Origin of the sequence: Henriciella sp. (assembly GCF_029937755.1) — a bacterium.
In the GTDB taxonomy this organism is placed as follows: Bacteria; Pseudomonadota; Alphaproteobacteria; order Caulobacterales; family Hyphomonadaceae; genus Henriciella.
The window spans coordinates 73,018-89,206 of sequence record NZ_JAPYPG010000001.1 but is presented as its reverse complement, the minus strand read 5'-3'; the positions used below and the strand labels follow the sequence as shown (position 1 = coordinate 89,206).

The following is a 16,189-nucleotide window of genomic DNA, read 5'->3' as shown; positions in this document are numbered from 1 at the left end:
CCCGATGAGGCCTACTGATACTCGATCTCAAGTTCGAGGCGGCGGTTGCGGGGCTCGTCCACCTCATCCTCGGTGGCGACCAGCGGGCGTGTTTCGCCATAGGCTTCGACCGTCACCTGCTCGGGATCAAGCCCGGTGGCATTGACGATATAGGCCTTTAGCTGCTCACCCCAGCTTTCAGTGCGCGCCTGGTTGGCTTCTTCAGTGCCGACCGTATCGGTGTGGGCCTGGATGGTCACCGTGGCGACCGGTGCCCGATTCAGCGCCGGCATGAATTGCGGGGCGAGCGCGGCCGGATCGAAGCTGTCCCGGGTCTCGACATAAAGGATGACGTTGAAACTCGGCTCTTCGGCAGGGGCCATCTCGCGCGGGGCGGGCATGGATTCGACCGGGGCCTGCGGTGGTGGGGGCGGCGCATAGCTCGGCTCGAACCGTCTCTCGTCGGGCGCCTGGCTCGCATCGCTGATCGGGTAGGCATCGCGGAAGAGGGAACACTCGTCATAGCCCGGTTCCACGGCAGTGCTGACGCGGTAATATTCGTCGCCATCGTCTAGGTCGGCATAGCGCAGCCGCTCCAGGGCGCGGTCTTCGGGATTGGCTTCTGCCATGGCGCAGAGCATGTCGCCCAGGATGAAGGGATTGTCGGAATAGTAGTTGTGGCCGAGCCCGAACAGCTCGGTGGCGACGCCGGTCGCATCCACCGTCTCATAGTATTCGTTGAGCCGGATATAGGGCCGGTTGGTGTCGGTGTCGCCGAGGCGCAGCTTGCCGTCATTGACGATCTCGGAAACCTGCAGCGCGCGGTCTGCGTCCGAGGTGTAGATCGTCACATTGGCCTTGAGATTGTCGAGCACGCCGGTGACGCTGTCGAAAATCTCGCGATCGACATCGGCAGCCACGAGGATGATCCGGAACTCGATATCCTGCTCGCCATGGCGCTCGAGATAGTCGGCAGCATAATCCTCAAGCGCCTTGGTCAGGATGCGGTTGCCCATGGAGTGGGCGACGATGTTGATCCGGTCGATATCGGCATTCTCGATGATCAGGTCGAGGAACTGTTCGAGATAGGGGGCCGCGCCGATGGAGCGGTCTTGGTCGCCGCGATAGTCGCCGAGCGAGACCTTGCCGGCCGAGGGCCAGGAAAACAGGATCGGCACACCGACATCGAAAAGCTCGCGCCGGGACAGGTCGACCGAGAGCTGCGCCGAGCGGATGAGCGCGTCCTCGAACGGCGTGTTGAAGCCGTGCACGAAGAGCAGGGCAGCGTAGGAGCCCTGGTCGATCAGCGCATCGTCGAGCTCCATCAGGAAGCGCTCCTGACCGGCTTTCGTGATGCGGGTCAGGAAGACATATTTGACGAGCTCGTCCTGGGCTTCGGGTACGTCGCCCTGCAGGTATGGGGTTTCGCCACGCTCACGCGTGCCGCCTTCCTCGATCAGCTTCGGCAGCCAGACATCGGCGCGCCCGACATGCAGCTGCTGGGCGTCTTCGGAGACCACGTCTGTGGTGTCGACCTCCTCGGCTGGGCCGGGGCCGGACCCGTCGAAGCGGACGGCGCGGTTGGTACCGTAGAAGACGCGGACACAGTCGACGGCGTTTTCGGTTTCCGGGGTCAGCAGGTCGAGGCAGTCATTGCCGAATTGCGGGTGGTGAAGCGTCGTTCTGGGCTGGAGAAGCAGCAGCACGCCCGCGACAGCGCCGCCGACAAGCGACAGCAGCAAAAACCAGAACAGGAAACGGCGCATTCGGCATCCCCTCAGACACAGGATGTTTATTGGCCGAGCGCCGTGGCGATTTCAAGACAGATCGTGGGAGAGTGCCGGGCCAGTCAGGTCGTTTGCCCGGCAACCGGACTAAATCCGGACTGAAACCGGACTGTTTTCGGACTCCCGGAATCACCGGGTTTCCCACGGACAGACGAAATCCTTGCCGCGTTCAGGCGGTCACACCCAGCTGCTCTTCGGCGTAGGCCTTGATCGATTTGTAGTCTGCCTTGCCGTTTGGCGCGCGGCCGAGGCTGTCCTTGAACAGGATCCGTTTGGGCGCCTTGTAGCGCGCCAGACGCGTCTGGACGAAGGCGCGAAGCGTGTCTTCATCGACGCTCTTGCCGTCATTCAGCTCGACCACGGCGGTTACCGCCTGGCCCCACTTCTCGTCTGGCAGGCCGACCACAAGCGCGTCGCGCACCGCCTGATGGCCCTTCAGCGCCTCCTCGACCTCTTCGGGGTAGATCTTCTCGCCGGCCGAATTGATGCAGTTCGAGCCGCGCCCGAGTAGCGTGATCGTGCCGTCTTCCTCGACCGTGCACCAGTCGCCCGGCACGGCGTAGCGAACACCATCGACTTCCCAGAACGTGCTCTTCGTCTTCTCCGGGTCCTTGTAGTAGCCAAGCGGCACCGCGCCGCCACGTGCAATGAATCCGGGCTCGCCAGAGCCGGGTTTCACTTCCTTGCGGTCTTCGGTGAACACCTTGCAGTTCTCGCCGAGCTCGAATTTCGCCGTCTGCTGCACGCCTTCGGCTGTGGTGACCGACATGCCGAAACCGACCGCTTCGGATGCGCCGAAACTGTCCATCAGCGCGACCTGGGGCATGTGCTCGATCAGGCCGCGCTTGACCTCCATCGACCACATCACGCCGGAGCTGGTGATGGTCTGGACGGAAGACAGGTCATATTTGTCAGGGCTCTCTTCCAGCGTGCGAAGCATCGGCTTGGCAAAGGCATCCCCGACGATGGCCATGGCCGTGACGCCGCGCCGGTCGACCGTGTCCCAGAGTTCTACGGGATCGAATTTCTTCGTGTTTTCAAGCGTCACGATTGCGCCGCCACCAATCATCGCGCCCATGGCGGTAAACAGGCCGGTGCCGTGCATCAGCGGACAGGCCGGGACCTGACGCGACAGCTTGCCCATCTGATCCACCAGCATCAGGTGCTGGTCCATGGATTCAGGTGCGAAGCCGTAGATCTTCTTCATTGATTCCAATGATGATTCTCGCCAGATTCGGTGGCTCCACATCACCCCCTTCGGCATGCCCGTCGTGCCGCCGGTATAGAGGAAGATGAGGTCATCATCGGAGCGCTCGATGTTAAGCGGGGCGCCATCGCCCTCGCTGGCGAGATCCTCATAGGCCACAGCGAAATCGGGCGTATCGGTACCGTCTCCGCCGATCTCCACCCAGACCTTCACCTTGGGCAGGCGCTTGCGCACACGCTCCACATGGTCGCGGAATTCGCGGTCGAAGAAGACGACGGCCGAGTCGGAATTGTCGAAGATGTAGCTCAGCTCATCGTCGAGATAGCGGTAATTGACATTCACATGGGTGAACCGGCCTTTGAAGCAGGCGGCCAGGGCTTCCATGTATTCAGGCTGATTGCGCAGGTAGAAGCCTGCCTTGTCGCCGGCTTCAATGCCGCGTTTCATCAGTGCCCGGGCGACATTGTTGGACCGCGCTGTCATCTCCGGCCAGGAAATGACGCGGTCGCCATGGATCAGCGCCGGATCTTCCGGGCCGAGTTTTGCTCCGACCGCGTCGAGCATGTCTCCAAGATTGAAGATACTGTCGCCCATGATGGCCTACCTCCCGATGTTCTGTTTCGCGCAGTGTATGCAGAAACAAACGATCAGGGGAGGGGTAACGTGGCGTTGGGGGGTCAGATCAGCCGACGTGCGGCTTGCCCCACCAGAATTTGTTCCAGAAACGCTTGCGCCGCCAGGCCTTGGCCAGGCGCCTGTTATTCGGTGCGTCGTGGACGCCGCGCGGGATCAGGATGTCATTCATGACGGGCTGATAGTGCCGTATCAGGTCTTCCTCGATGCGTGCCCGGGCCCGTGCGTTTGGCACTTTGAGGATATGACGCTCGGTTGCGCCGCGGTCCCACCAGGCTTCCGCCCAGCGCTCATGGCCAAGCACACGATTCCGGAAATTGGTCGCCTTCCCGATGTAAAGCGGCTCCAGGAAGAAGACGAAGCGGCGGCGAACAAATACATAAACGCCGCCGCCGGACGGGATGCCATTGTCCGTCAGCGTGACATTGAACTTGTACTTGTTGCCTGACTCCCCGAACCAGGGATGGGCTCCGAAGACGATCATGGTGGACGCTCTCCTCCCTCAATCGGCGGAGAGTCCGGCTGATATGGTTAATGAAAGGTTAATATGATCGGTTGAATTCGCGGCGTTTTCCGGGCCTTCACCGGCTCAGGCTTGCAGCTGGCCGAAGCCATGGAGGGCGAAATTCGGCCGAGGAGACGATGAGCCCTGACCCGATCGGGACGAGTCCTGCGCCTGGTCTGGCAGGGACGCACGGGGTGGCCCGAATTCAGGAGAGACCGGATGACGATCAAGAGACTGATCGCCTCGCTTGGCATGACAGGGATTGCGACGGCCGTGATTCCGATGGCGCAGGCACAGGAGCCTGTCAACGTCTGTCTGGAGTAGGTCAGGCGGCCTTTGCGGCGCGGGCCACGGGCGCGAAGCTCATGCGGTGGCAGCGGCACGGCCCGAGAGCTTCCAGCGCCTGAGCATGTTCAGGCGTGCCATAGCCCTTGTGGCGGCGCAGGCCATAGCCGGGGAAGCGGTTGGCAAGGTCGACCATGGCACGGTCGCGAGCCACTTTTGCGAGGACCGAGGCTGCCGAGATGGAGGGTTCGGTCAGGTCCCCCTTCACAATTGCACTGGCAGGGCAGGGAAGGGCCTTGGGCAGGCAGTTTCCATCCACAAGAATTTGCTCGGGCACGAGCCCCATAATGGCGATGGCGCGCGTCATGGCGAGGAAGGTTGCCTCGCGGATATTCATCCGGTCGATCTCTTCCGGGCTCGCCCAGCCAATGCCGTAGCAGACCGCCTTGGCCTTGATTTCCGGGTAGAGCGCCTCGCGCCGATCTTCGGTCAGCTTTTTCGAATCCGTAAGCCCATCAATGGGTTGCGCAGGATCAAGAATGACCGCGCTTGCCGTTACAGGACCAGCCCAGGGGCCTCGTCCGGCCTCGTCTATGCCGCAGATCATCCCTATGTTCCTCATCACTGCCATAAGATCATGATTCCGGGAGCCTTAACCATGAGCGACGCATATTGCATTCAGATTAACGAGACCGGCGGACCGGACGTTTTAACCAAGGTTTCGATGGAGCCGCGCCAGCCCGGACCGGGCGAAGCGCTTGTCCGGCAGAGCGCTGTCGGACTCAATTTCATCGACACTTATCACCGCTCCGGCCTCTATCCCGTCAAGATGCCTTTCACACTCGGATCTGAGGCGGCAGGCACGGTTGAGGCGGTTGGCGAGGGCGTTGAAAACATCGCGCCGGGGGATCGTGTCGCCTATCTCGGGGGTGGAACCTATGCGACCCATTTCACGGGCCCGGCCTCCCGGCTTCTGAAACTGCCAGACGGCATCACTGAAGAAGAAGGCGCCGCGGTGGTCCTGAAAGGCCTGACCGCCTGGATGCTGCTCTTCGAGGTCTATCGTCCCGAGCCCGGTGAAACAGCGTTGATCTGGGCCCCGGTCGGGGGGGTCGGCTCATTGCTCGTGCCATGGGCGACATCGCTTGGCGTGCGTGTGATCGCCGTCACCTCAAGTGAAGAGAAGGCCGAGCTGGCGAAGACGGCGGGGGCCACGGATGTCATCTTCTCTCATGAGGATGTGGCCGGACGGGCCAGGGCGCTCACAGGCGGCAAGGGAGTGGATGTCTCCTATGACAGTGTCGGCAAGTCGTCGGCCAAGGCGTCGCTCGACAGTCTGAAGCCGCGCGGCTGGTATGTGACCTTCGGCAATGCATCTGGCGCGGTCGATCCGATTGCGCCGACCGAACTCTCGAAGCGCGGGTCGCTCAACATGACCCGGCCGGGCCTGTTCCATTTTATCAATACCGAGGAAGGCCTTCAAAAGGGCGCTGCTGCACTGTTCGGGGCCCTTCGGGCGGGAACGATCAAGGCGCATGTCGGCCAGACGTTCGACCTGGCGGATGCGGCGGACGCCCACCGTGCGATTGAAAGTGGCAAGACGGTCGGGGCGACGTTGCTGAAACCCTAGACGGCTCAGTCCTTCTTGTGCTCATCCTTGCCGTCGCCCACTTTCAGGCCCGGTTCGTCCTCGCGGAAGACATTCTTTTCCATGAGTTTCATGGGAACAAGGATAAGAAGGGCAAAGCCGGCGGCGACCAGCGCGACGGTGAGAAAGCCTGCGCCGCAGGCCAGACCGATCGCGCCGGCGAGCCACATCCCTGCGCCCGTTGTGAGCCCCTGCACCTTCCCGCGGGCCTGGATGATCGTACCGGCCGCCAGGAAAGCCACGCCGGCGGTGACGGCCTCCACCACGCGGATCGGGTCGAGCTGGGTACCGTTGCCTTCATTGCCATAGATCGCAATGAATTCGATGGCGATGATCGCAAACGCTGCGGCAGCCAGCGCTGTCAGCATGTGCGTACGCAGACCGGCCGGGCGGTCTTTTATTTCCCGCTCGAAGCCGATGAGAAAGCCAAGCACGCAGGCGAGGCCGAGCCGGACCGCGATGGCCAGAAGCGATGTGTCTGTCTGTAGCGTGAAGTCGGACATGGTCCTCTCGCATGACAGTTCTGTGACAAGATACGTCCGGCCACGCGATTGGTTTCGCCACGACGACAGGCTGTATGCTAAAGTGGAGGCATAAACGGGGAGGAGCGGGAATGGCCGAAACAGTTAGCGATTTGCGCAGTGCCGGCGCACTTGAAACAGCCAGGCTGGTCAGAACGGGTGAGGTGAGCGCACTCGAGGTCTGCGATGCGGCCATCGAGCGGATCGAGCGGCTGGACAACCAGATCAACGCTGTCGTTGTGCGTGATTTCGAGCGCGCCAGGTCGGCGGCAAAAGCCATCGACAAAAACAGGACATCCGAGGACTCCAGGCCTTTGCTGGGGGTCGCCATGACGGTGAAGGAGTCCAATAATGTTGACGGCCTGCCGACCACCTGGGGCTTCGAGGGGTTTGCCGATTACTGTCCCGCCGAAGACGCTGTCATTGTTTCGCGGTTGAAAGCCGCTGGCGCCGTTATTCTCGGTAAGACCAATGCCCCGGTCGCCCTCGCAGACTGGCAGAGCTTTAACCCCATCTATGGGCGCACTTCGAACCCGCATGATCTGACGCGCACGCCTGGCGGCTCATCTGGTGGGTCGGCTGCGGCGCTGGCGGCCGGTATGGTTCCGCTGGAATATGGTTCCGACATCGGCGGGTCGATCCGCGCGCCAGCCAATTTCTGCGGCGTCTACGGCCACAAGCCGACCTATGGCATCGTGCCGCTCAAGGGACACAACTTTCCGGGCACCGATGGTGTCGAGGAACCGCTGGCAGTCTCCGGCCCGCTGGCCCGGAATGCCAGAGACCTGACGGCAGCGCTGAAGATTACCGCCGGCGGGATTAATCCCGGCTGGCGGCTGGATTTGGCTGCGCCGCTTCATGAGCGGCTGGAAGATTACCGTGTGCTGGCCCTTCCGCTTGAGGGCTTGCCGCATGTGGCGGAAAATGTCTCCGGACCGATCCGCAAGTTCGCGGAAGCGCTGGACGAGGCAGGCGCGCATGTTGGCAGGGAATGCGACAGCCTTCCCGACATCATGGCCATGCATGAACATTATGTGCGTATGCTCAATACGGTGATTACGCGGGGAACGCCGGAAGCCCGTCCCATCGATGTCCACAAATGGTTCGAGCTTCAGGACATTCAGATGCACCTGCAGCGCCAATGGGCTTCCTTGTTCGAGGATTTCGACATCGTGCTCGCCCCCGTGGCCAGCATGAGTGCCTTCCCGCATGCCGAAAGTGCGATCTGGAGCGCCCCGGATGCTATTCTGGATGGCCAGTCTGTGAGCTATGCCAGCCAGCTCGTCTGGGCCGGACTTGCGACATTTCCGGGTCTGCCGGCGACCGCTATTCCGCTTGGCATGACCGGCGATGGCCTGCCGACGGGCGTGCAGGCGCTCGCGCCGCAATTTGGAGACCTGACAGGATTGCGCTTTGCCGAACTTGCGGACAAGGCGGGGCTTTGTCGGGATCCGGCAAAGCCGTTTCCCTCGCTCTAGAGCCGTCTAGTGATGGTGATGGGGGCCGTCATCCCCATGATGGTGTGCTTCGGCCCCATCGACCAGAATCCGCTCCGGCTGGCCCTCGACATGGACCCGGAAGACGATGGCGCGCGCGCCATCGGGGCCACCGCGGGGCGAATGAATGGCTTCCGGCGCGATGACATAGGAGTCGCCAGCCACCAGCTCCAGATCCGGCTTGCCCTGTTCGACGTGAATGGCTGAGCCGGAGATGACATAGAGGAACTCTTCTCCGGGATGGTAATGGCGGGGCACTGTCGCACCCGGTGGAATGACGACGTCGGATATGATGACTTCGTGGCCCTGCATGCTCGCGATCGGTGAGCGCAGCATTTCGTTTGAGCCAGGCGGTGGAGTCGCTGCCTCCGGCGCTGCAACACATGCACAAAGGCCCAGGGCAGCCAGCCCCAGAAAAGTGGTTTTCATTGTTGGTATCCTCCCTCGACCGGTCATTCCGGCCTGCGGGGAGTTTGCCGCAGCCTGCAGATAGCGCAAGCCGCGAAACGGTCAGCGTCCCTAGCGCGGTTCGAGATCGAGCAACAAGGCAGGGTCGATATAGAAGTCGCCCTCGCGTTCCTCATCGGCCGGATTGCGCCACTTCACCGCCCAGTGCAGGTGCGGGCCTGTCGTTCGGCCAGTATTGCCGGTCTCGCCCAGCTTCTCGCCCTGCGGGATGACATGGCCCTCTTTCACGCTGACGTCGGAGAGATGCAGGAAGACTGAAACCAGCCCGTCGCCATGGTCGAGGAAGACGGTCCCGCCTTCATAGTAGAGATCCTCGTCGGCCAGGATCACCATGCCGCCTGCCGGTGCGGTGACCGGTGTCCCGGTGGGGACGGCAAAGTCGTAGCCCTCATGGACCGAGATCTTCTCGCAGGGCTCGCCATTGGCACCCGTGCCAACATATTTCCGCGTCGGCCCGAACGGCGAAGAAGCGGGGCCTTCGACCGGACGGATGAAGCCTTGCGTCACGCCGGGGCCGGCATGAAAGCTCGCAAAGGCCTCCTGTTTCTTCACCCAGCTTTCGGCGGCATGCTGTTTCTGGGACTCGGTGCGCGCATCGACCTTGTCGCAATTGAAGCCCTTGATCAGCCGGAAATCGTCATGTCGCGGCGCAATCGTCATGGTGATCGGTCGGATCACGCTGTCGACAGGCGTGAGCTGCAACTTTGAGGGCTCTTTCTGCTGCAGCCCGATCAGCACGCGACCGAACTGGTTTGTCTTCACGGTGCGACGTGTTTCGCCGTCCGGGCCCGAGACTTCGATCTCCATGTCGGGCGCAGCATGGCAGCGCAGCAGGCCGCTCTGCTTGGCGATGCCGGCGCAGGAGAGGCTTTGTGGCGTGTGATTGTCGGCGGCCGTCTGCAGTGCGGCAGGCGGAAGGAAAGCGACCGCCAGGAGCAGCGCGCGCATGAGGATCATCCCTGTTTCCCGGGCACCATCCGGCTGGCAGCCGCGGCTGCATCGAAATAGGGTTCCTGCAGGTCAACGCTCCAGTAGCGCAGGGCCTGAACCGGTATCTTCCGGCCGGTGACCGCGCAGGTCACATAGTCTCCGGGCTCGATCACATCGAGATCGGCATCAAGATAGCGAAGCTTTGCCTCGCCTGAGGGCTTTCCGGTACGTGTCAGCATCCGCTTATACTGGGGGCAATTTCCCGCTAATGGAAGAGGGCCTGATCAGGGAAGTGTTCCGCCTGAGGCATCCGGTCCCGGGTCCGGCTCCGCTTCCGGTTCGGGTCTGTCGGGATTGGGCGTGCGGAAGATCAGCGCAAGCGAGCGGACATAGTCGAGGGGCCAGTCGCCCACACGTTTCCGGTGTTTCGCACGCAGTACGATCTCGACGGCTACATCAGGGTGGCTGAACACATGATCCTCGACAATCTCGGCTTCTGTGAACGGCGATTCCGGTGGCGCTTCGCCCGTCCATCGCGAGATGGGCGGACATTCTCCGATCCGTGTGGCCACTTCCTCGCGTCTCTGACGGAGATCATTGAGGAAGGGGACGTCGCCATGCACCATTTCGAGCGGGCAGGTGACCTGATTGTAGGGCGAATCGGCGGTCGCTTCGTTGGCGGCAGGGATCACGACAGTACAGGTTTCGGCACCGACTTCACCCAGCCCCTCACCGGCTTCGAACATGCCTATAACACCGCCTTGCGCGGTCGAGGGCGATAGCATGGCGAAGCGGCTCGCAACGACACCTGCGCGAACGATCGGGCCGATCGCCGTGCAGAGCGTGTCGGGCGGTTCAGGCTCAGGCTGCGGCGTCCGGTCCGGATAACTCGGCCGCGCCGGCGGCGCCGACTCCACGGTCGGTTCGAAGGGAAGCGTGGTCGGTGGGGTTTCGGTCTGTGAGGCATCCTGGGCCTGGACCGGCAAAATGGTAATCATGCCAGCTGCAAGGGTGACAATCGGTATGATGGCGAGCGCTTTCATGCCTGATCCTTGCCTTCGGCCCAGCAGCGAGTCTAGGCCGGTTGCAGGCTCCGCCGCAAGCTGTGGTCTGAGACCCGAAGTTTTTGTTTTGTTCTGCAGAACATTTGTGGTACACCGCCTCCTTCAGACGAAACGCCGGCCTTGCATTGCAGGGTCAGATATGGACCTAAGGAGACGACTCATGGCCAAACCCGCATTGCAACTCGTGGACAAGGAATCCGGCGTGGACAAGCAGAAAGCACTCGAAACGGCGCTCTCGAATATCGAACGGTCCTTCGGCAAGGGGTCCGTGATGCGGCTCGGCGACAAGAAGGTCTCCGACATTGAGGCGGTCTCGACCGGCTCGCTCGGGCTCGACATCGCGCTTGGCATTGGCGGCCTGCCCAAGGGGCGGATCATCGAAATCTTCGGTCCGGAAAGCTCGGGCAAGACGACGCTGTCGCTTCATGCGGTGGCCGAAGCCCAGAAGAATGGCGGTGTCTGCGCTTTCGTGGATGCCGAACATGCTCTCGATCCAAGCTATGCGCACAAGCTCGGTGTGGATCTGGATGACCTTCTGGTCTCGCAGCCCGATACCGGCGAACAGGCGCTGGAGATCGCCGATACGCTTGTTCGGTCGGGCGCTGTTGATCTCCTGGTTATCGATTCTGTCGCCGCCCTGACGCCGCGTGCCGAGATCGAAGGCGAGATGGGCGACCAGCTGCCAGGCCTCCAGGCCCGCCTGATGAGCCAGGCCCTGCGCAAGCTGACAGGCTCGATCTCCAAGTCGAAATGCATGGTGATCTTCATCAACCAGATCCGCATGAAGATCGGCGTGATGTTTGGCAGCCCGGAAACGACCACCGGCGGCAATGCCCTGAAATTCTATTCTTCGGTCCGTCTCGACATTCGCCGTATCGGCGCGATCAAGGACCGCGACGAGGTGATCGGCAACCAGACCCGGGTGAAGGTTGTCAAGAACAAGGTGGCCCCGCCTTTCCGGCAGGTTGAGTTCGACATCATCTATGGCGAAGGTATCTCCAAGACCGGTGAGCTCATTGACCTCGGCGTGAAATGTGAAGTCGTCGAGAAGTCCGGGTCCTGGTACTCCTACAAGGAAGACCGGATTGGGCAGGGCCGCGAGAAGACCCGCCAGTTCCTGAAGGACAATCCCGATATCGCCAACGAGATCGAAGCCGCCATCCGCAAGCAGTCGGGCCTTCTTTCCGATGTCCTGCTGAATGAAGAAGGCGACGATGGTGACGGGGAGGCCGGCGAAGCCGGTGAAGCCGAAACCGGCTGAGTTCGTCGCCCAATTGCAGTTGAACACGGCCTGCGGCGGGCCAGACGCTTGGCGTGCCGCAGGTGACTCTTTATATCGCATGCAGGATCGGGCGTTTGCTGGCTTTCCGGCAGCGCCCGTTATGATCAGGCAACTGCCAGAGACGGTATAAAGATGACAAGCGTCAACGACCTTCGCGAAACCTTCCTCTCCTTCTTTGAAGGCAAGGGCCATGCGCGCAAGGCCTCCGCGCCGCTGGTGCCGGACAATGATCCGACCCTGCTCTTCGTCAACGCCGGCATGGTGCCGTTCAAGAATATCTTCACCGGGGCCGAGACACCGTTCGCGCCCCGTGCGACCAGCTCGCAGAAATGCGTGCGGGCCGGCGGCAAGCACAATGACCTCGACAATGTCGGCTATACGGCACGCCACCACACCTTCTTCGAGATGCTCGGCAATTTTTCGTTCGGCGACTATTTCAAGAACGACGCCATCGATTTTGCCTGGCAGTTGATCACGAAGGATTTCGGCCTGGCGAAGGATCGTCTCCTGGTGACCGTCTATTCCGAGGATGAAGAAGCCGCTTCAATCTGGAAAAAGGTGGCCGGTCTTCCCGATGACCGCATCATCCGCATTTCGACGTCGGATAATTTCTGGTCCATGGGTGACACCGGCCCGTGCGGCCCGTGTTCTGAAATCTTCTTTGATCATGGCCCGGATGTGCCGGGCGGCCCACCCGGATCTCCGGACGAGGATGGTGACCGCTTCATCGAGATCTGGAACCTCGTCTTCATGCAGTATGAGCAGCATGCCGACGGAACGCGTAGCAACCTGCCCAAACCATCCATCGATACGGGTATGGGCCTCGAGCGTATGGCTGCCGTCCTCCAGGGTAAGCATAACAATTACGAGACCGATCTCTTCCTCAATCTGATTGCGGCAGAGGAGGACGTCTACAAGGTGAAAGCGAAGGGCGATCATCTCGCCTCCTTCCGCGTGATCGCAGACCATCTTCGTACCTCTGCCTTCCTGATCGCCGATGGCGTGACGCCTTCAAACGAAGGCCGCGGTTATGTGCTTCGCCGGATCATGCGCCGGGCAATGCGCCATGGCCATCTTCTCGGCGCGCGTGAACCGGCCATGTACAAGTTGGTCGGGACGCTGGCGGATGAAATGGGCGAAGCCTACCCGGAGCTTAATCGCGCGCGGCCGGCCATTGAGGCCTCGCTTGAGCAGGAAGAGGCCCGCTTCCAGCGGACACTTGGACGCGGCCTCGCCCTGCTGGAGGATGCCACTGATGGCATGGGCAAAGGCGCCGAATTGCCGGGCGAAACAGCCTTCAAGCTCTACGACACCTATGGGTTCCCGCTGGACCTCACGCAGGACATCCTGCGCGGCCGTGGCATGGGCGTCGACCAGAAGGGCTTTGATGATGCCATGGCCGAACAGAAGAAAACCGCGCGTCAGGCCTGGTCCGGTTCCGGCGACAAGGCATCCGAAGCCGTCTGGTTCCGCGTGCGAGACATGTCCGGGGCGACCGAGTTCCTTGGCTATGCAGGCACCGAAGACCGGGGCATCCTGAAGGCGATCATCGCTGACGGTGAAATGACAGAGCGCTGCGAAGGCGGCGAGTGCGAACTCGTCTTTGATCGCACGCCGTTTTACGCCGAAAGCGGCGGCCAGGCCGGGGATCATGGTGAAATCCACTTTGAGAACGGCGCGCGCTTCATCGTTCGTGACGTCCAGAAACGTGCCGGGGACCTGCATGTCCATATTGGTGAACTGACTGATGGTGCGGTGTCGCTCGGTGACAAGGCCACACTGCAGGCCTCCTATCAGCGCCGCCAGCGCATCCGCGCCAACCATTCGGCCACGCATCTCCTGCACGCTGCCCTCCGGAGTGTTCTGGGGCCGCACGTCACACAGAAAGGCTCGCTCGTCGAGGAAGACCGGCTGCGCTTCGATTTCTCTCACGGCGCCCCTGTTACGGCGGCGGAACTTGAGGCGATTGAGGACCAGGTCAACGAGGTCATCCGCCAGAATGACGAGGCGCGCATCGAAGTGATGGCGCCCGACAAGGCCATCGAAGCCGGAGCCCTCGCGCTCTTTGGCGAGAAGTATGGCGACGAGGTCCGCGTTCTTTCCATGGGCCAGCCGCTCGAAGACGAGGCCCGGCCTTATTCAGTCGAGCTCTGCGGCGGAACGCACGTGGCCCGCACAGGCGACATTGCAGCTTTCGTGATCACCTCGGAAGGCGGTGTCTCGGCGGGCGTTCGCCGGATCGAGGCAGCAACAGGCGCTGAAGCACTCGACTTCCTGAAGGCGCGTGCGCAGGTTGCGCTCGACCTGGCAGACCAGCTCAAGGTGCCGCTCAAGGATGTCGGCCGGAAGGTTGCCCAGCTCAATGATGAGCGCCGCACGCTGGAACGTGACCTTACTGATGCCAAGCGAAAGCTGGCCATGGGCGGCGGCGGAACGTCTGCCCCAAGCGGACCAGAAGAGATTGGCGGCTACAAGCTCATCGCGCGCGTCGCTGACGGTGTCGGCGGCAAGGATCTTCGCGGCCTGGTGGATGAAGCGAAAGCGAAGCTGGGCTCAGGCATTGCCGTGTTCATTGGCGTCAATGAAGGAAAGGCTGCGGTTGCCGTTGGTGTCACCGAGGACCTCATCGACAAGGTATCGGCGGTCGACCTCGTTCGCGTTGCGGCTGCTGAAGTCGGTGGTAAGGGCGGCGGTGGCCGGCCGGACATGGCGCAGGCGGGCGGTCCGGATGGCAGCAAGGCCGAAGCCGCGCTCGAAGCCGTTCGCAAGGCGCTTGCGGGTTAAGCGGCAGCCGGAAAGACCGGCTCCTCATCGCCCGGCTTCCATTGAGGGAATTTCGGCATAACGCTCTTGAAGCGGACGCTTTCGAGATGCCCGCGCAGCCAGCGGTGCAGGTTCGGCAAGGGCTGGGCATCGAACCAGTCCCGATCGGTATTCGCGAATTGCCTCACGAAGGGCATGATCGCCATATCTGCCAAGGATATGCGTGTGCCGAAGAGCTGATCGCGCGTCGCCAGCCGCTCGTCCAGCTTTTTGAGAAAGGCAGCGCCTTCGCGCCGGTGATGCTCGAAATCGGCGTCCTCATAGCGTGTCGCATACTTGTAGCGGTCGAGATGGTGCTTGAACCCGCCATCGCAGTCCGCGATCAGCGCCAGCATTTCTTCTTGAGACCCTTCTTCTGGTGAAAGCCAGTTTTCCGGATCGTGATTGCGCAAGGCGTGCAGCATGACGTCGAGGCTTTCGTCAATGACTGGACCATCCTCAAGTACCAGCACCGGTACCGTCCCCTTCGGTGATGCTTCCAGCATGGCGACCGGTTTGTCGCGCAGGACAACCTCGCGCAGATGGCACTCCAGCCCCGCTGAAGCGATGGCGAGCCGGGCGCGCATGGCATAGGGACAGCGCCTGAAGGAGTAGAGGACAGGCCGGCTCATTTGCCCGTCTTGGCCGGGGTCCGTCCGATATGCGCGACGCCCCGTTGCCGGGCGAGCTCGACCTGTTTCTGGCGTTCGGCAAAGCGGGCCCGCTGTTCTTCGGTGAGCGTACCATGGCAGGCCGGGCAGGAAATGCCTTCCTCATAACGCGGATCCGCACGATCGGCTTCGCTTACGGGGCGCTTGCAGCCATGGCAGAGCTCGTATTCGCCGATTTCGAGGCCATGGCCCACAGAGACACGCTGGTCGAAGACGAAGCATTCGCCACGCCACTTGCTTTCGGGTTCAGGCACGTTTTCGAGGTATTTCAGGATGCCGCCCTTGAGGTGATAGACATCGTTCACGCCTTCGGACTTCACGAAGCTGGTCGCTTTTTCGCAGCGGATGCCGCCGGTGCAGAACATGGCGATCTTCGGCTTGCGCCCCTGCTCTTCGAGGCGGTCACGAAAGTCACGGAACCAGTCCGGAAATTCGCGGAAGGATTCGGTCTCCGGATCGATGGCGCCTTCGAACGTGCCAATCGCGTACTCATAATCGTTGCGCGTATCGATCAGAACCGTATCGGGATCGCTGATCAGCGTGTTCCACTCTTCCGGGGCGACATAGGTGCCGACGAGCTGGTTCGGATCGGTATCCGGTATGCCCATGGTGACGATTTCGCGCTTGAGGCGAACCTTGAGACGCCAGAATGGCATGGTGTCGGCATGACTTTCCTTCCACTCGAGGTCAGCGCAGCCGGGCAGGGCGGTTAACGCCGCCATCGCCTCGTCGAGGGCGGTGCCTTCGGCGGCGATTGTGCCATTGAGGCCCTCGCTAGCGACGAGGACTGTTCCTTTGGCGCCTGCTGCTCGCAGGGCTGACTCCACCCGGTGCCGAATGCCCGCCGGGTGTTCGAATGGCGTGAATTTATAGAAGGCAGATACGCGAAAGCTCATGGCCGCTCCTTATGC

General features: G+C 61.8%; 15 protein-coding genes. 4 read left to right on the top strand and 11 right to left on the bottom strand.

The annotated features are described in order from the left end of the window. Nucleotides 1-11: 11 nt before the first annotated feature. The 4 genes from Q1K29_RS00415 to rnhB all read right to left on the bottom strand — a co-directional run bounded on the left by Q1K29_RS00415 (nt 12) and on the right by rnhB (nt 5,003). Nucleotides 12-1,745: an alpha/beta hydrolase gene (locus Q1K29_RS00415; RefSeq protein ID WP_300390029.1), complete on the bottom strand. Its 1,734-nt coding sequence runs from the start codon at nt 1,743-1,745 to the stop codon at nt 12-14. A 190-nt stretch (nt 1,746-1,935) separates the two neighbouring features. Continuing rightward, a complete protein-coding gene (locus Q1K29_RS00410; RefSeq protein WP_300390027.1) occupies nt 1,936-3,567 on the bottom strand; it encodes an acyl-CoA synthetase in 1,632 nt (543 codons plus the stop codon). A gap of 88 nt (nt 3,568-3,655) precedes the next feature. Continuing rightward, on the bottom strand, nt 3,656-4,090 hold the full coding sequence (locus Q1K29_RS00405; protein WP_300390025.1) for a GIY-YIG nuclease family protein: 435 nt from the start codon (nt 4,088-4,090) through the stop codon (nt 3,656-3,658). A 346-nt stretch (nt 4,091-4,436) separates the two neighbouring features. Next, nucleotides 4,437-5,003: a ribonuclease HII gene (rnhB, locus tag Q1K29_RS00400; RefSeq protein WP_300390022.1), complete on the bottom strand. Its 567-nt coding sequence runs from the start codon at nt 5,001-5,003 to the stop codon at nt 4,437-4,439. 51 nt (nt 5,004-5,054) lie between these two features. Here rnhB and Q1K29_RS00395 point away from each other — a divergent pair, with 51 nt between their 5' ends. Next, on the top strand, nt 5,055-6,026 hold the full coding sequence (locus tag Q1K29_RS00395) for a quinone oxidoreductase (RefSeq protein ID WP_300390020.1): 972 nt from the start codon (nt 5,055-5,057) through the stop codon (nt 6,024-6,026). A 5-nt stretch (nt 6,027-6,031) separates the two neighbouring features. Here the strand turns inward: Q1K29_RS00395 and Q1K29_RS00390 are convergent, their stop codons facing one another. Next, entirely contained in the window at nt 6,032-6,547 is a 516-nt protein-coding gene (locus Q1K29_RS00390; RefSeq protein ID WP_300390017.1) for an MgtC/SapB family protein, read from the bottom strand. A gap of 110 nt (nt 6,548-6,657) precedes the next feature. Here Q1K29_RS00390 and Q1K29_RS00385 point away from each other — a divergent pair, with 110 nt between their 5' ends. After that, the gene (locus Q1K29_RS00385) at nt 6,658-8,043 is read left to right on the top strand and encodes an amidase family protein (RefSeq protein WP_300390015.1); all 1,386 of its coding nucleotides are present in this window, start codon (nt 6,658-6,660) and stop codon (nt 8,041-8,043) included. 6 nt (nt 8,044-8,049) lie between these two features. Here Q1K29_RS00385 and Q1K29_RS00380 read toward each other — a convergent pair whose 3' ends face one another. The 4 genes from Q1K29_RS00380 to Q1K29_RS00365 form a co-directional block, all read right to left on the bottom strand. Then, nucleotides 8,050-8,490, bottom strand: a complete 441-nt coding sequence (locus tag Q1K29_RS00380; protein WP_300390012.1) for a cupin domain-containing protein — start codon at nt 8,488-8,490, stop codon at nt 8,050-8,052. 90 nt (nt 8,491-8,580) lie between these two features. Continuing rightward, nucleotides 8,581-9,486 (bottom strand): M23 family metallopeptidase, encoded by a 906-nt coding sequence (locus Q1K29_RS00375; protein ID WP_300390009.1) that lies wholly within the window; start codon nt 9,484-9,486, stop codon nt 8,581-8,583. Continuing rightward, a complete protein-coding gene (locus Q1K29_RS00370) occupies nt 9,483-9,698 on the bottom strand; it encodes a DUF2093 domain-containing protein (RefSeq protein ID WP_300390006.1) in 216 nt (71 codons plus the stop codon). The genes Q1K29_RS00375 and Q1K29_RS00370 overlap by 4 nt, the downstream gene beginning before the upstream one ends. Before the next feature lie 45 nt (nt 9,699-9,743). Next, nucleotides 9,744-10,502, bottom strand: coding sequence for a hypothetical protein (locus tag Q1K29_RS00365; protein WP_300390003.1), 759 nt, complete (start codon nt 10,500-10,502; stop codon nt 9,744-9,746). Nucleotides 10,503-10,683: 181 nt separating this feature from the next. Between Q1K29_RS00365 and recA the strand changes: the two genes are divergently transcribed. Both recA and alaS read left to right on the top strand, forming a co-directional pair. Beyond that, the gene (recA, locus tag Q1K29_RS00360) at nt 10,684-11,784 is read left to right on the top strand and encodes a recombinase RecA (protein WP_300390000.1); all 1,101 of its coding nucleotides are present in this window, start codon (nt 10,684-10,686) and stop codon (nt 11,782-11,784) included. 153 nt (nt 11,785-11,937) lie between these two features. After that, entirely contained in the window at nt 11,938-14,589 is a 2,652-nt protein-coding gene (gene alaS, locus Q1K29_RS00355; RefSeq protein ID WP_300389997.1) for an alanine--tRNA ligase, read from the top strand. On the opposite strand, the gene Q1K29_RS00350 is transcribed toward alaS, so the two are convergent. Together Q1K29_RS00350 and Q1K29_RS00345 are read right to left on the bottom strand one after the other, a co-directional pair. Next, nucleotides 14,586-15,239, bottom strand: a complete 654-nt coding sequence (locus Q1K29_RS00350) for a glutathione S-transferase (protein ID WP_300389994.1) — start codon at nt 15,237-15,239, stop codon at nt 14,586-14,588. The two genes, alaS and Q1K29_RS00350, sit on opposite strands and share 4 nt — an antisense overlap. Continuing rightward, nucleotides 15,236-16,174, bottom strand: coding sequence for a rhodanese-related sulfurtransferase (locus Q1K29_RS00345; RefSeq protein WP_300389991.1), 939 nt, complete (start codon nt 16,172-16,174; stop codon nt 15,236-15,238). Before Q1K29_RS00345 ends, Q1K29_RS00350 begins: the two co-directional genes overlap by 4 nt. Nucleotides 16,175-16,189: the final 15 nt, after the last annotated feature.

Bases quoted from the DNA above. Each gene is read 5' to 3' on its own strand.
- Q1K29_RS00415 (WP_300390029.1), bottom strand. From the start codon at position 1,745: ATGCGCCGTTTCCTGTTCTGGTTTTTGCTGCTGTCGCTTGTCGGCGGC.
- Q1K29_RS00410 (WP_300390027.1), bottom strand. From the start codon at position 3,567: ATGGGCGACAGTATCTTCAATCTTGGAGACATGCTCGACGCGGTCGGA.
- Q1K29_RS00405 (WP_300390025.1), bottom strand. From the start codon at position 4,090: ATGATCGTCTTCGGAGCCCATCCCTGGTTCGGGGAGTCAGGCAACAAG.
- rnhB (WP_300390022.1), bottom strand. From the start codon at position 5,003: ATGATCTGCGGCATAGACGAGGCCGGACGAGGCCCCTGGGCTGGTCCT.
- Q1K29_RS00395 (WP_300390020.1), top strand. From the start codon at position 5,055: ATGAGCGACGCATATTGCATTCAGATTAACGAGACCGGCGGACCGGAC.
- Q1K29_RS00390 (WP_300390017.1), bottom strand. From the start codon at position 6,547: ATGTCCGACTTCACGCTACAGACAGACACATCGCTTCTGGCCATCGCG.
- Q1K29_RS00385 (WP_300390015.1), top strand. From the start codon at position 6,658: ATGGCCGAAACAGTTAGCGATTTGCGCAGTGCCGGCGCACTTGAAACA.
- Q1K29_RS00380 (WP_300390012.1), bottom strand. From the start codon at position 8,490: ATGAAAACCACTTTTCTGGGGCTGGCTGCCCTGGGCCTTTGTGCATGT.
- Q1K29_RS00375 (WP_300390009.1), bottom strand. From the start codon at position 9,486: ATGATCCTCATGCGCGCGCTGCTCCTGGCGGTCGCTTTCCTTCCGCCT.
- Q1K29_RS00370 (WP_300390006.1), bottom strand. From the start codon at position 9,698: ATGCTGACACGTACCGGAAAGCCCTCAGGCGAGGCAAAGCTTCGCTAT.
- Q1K29_RS00365 (WP_300390003.1), bottom strand. From the start codon at position 10,502: ATGAAAGCGCTCGCCATCATACCGATTGTCACCCTTGCAGCTGGCATG.
- recA (WP_300390000.1), top strand. From the start codon at position 10,684: ATGGCCAAACCCGCATTGCAACTCGTGGACAAGGAATCCGGCGTGGAC.
- alaS (WP_300389997.1), top strand. From the start codon at position 11,938: ATGACAAGCGTCAACGACCTTCGCGAAACCTTCCTCTCCTTCTTTGAA.
- Q1K29_RS00350 (WP_300389994.1), bottom strand. From the start codon at position 15,239: ATGAGCCGGCCTGTCCTCTACTCCTTCAGGCGCTGTCCCTATGCCATG.
- Q1K29_RS00345 (WP_300389991.1), bottom strand. From the start codon at position 16,174: ATGAGCTTTCGCGTATCTGCCTTCTATAAATTCACGCCATTCGAACAC.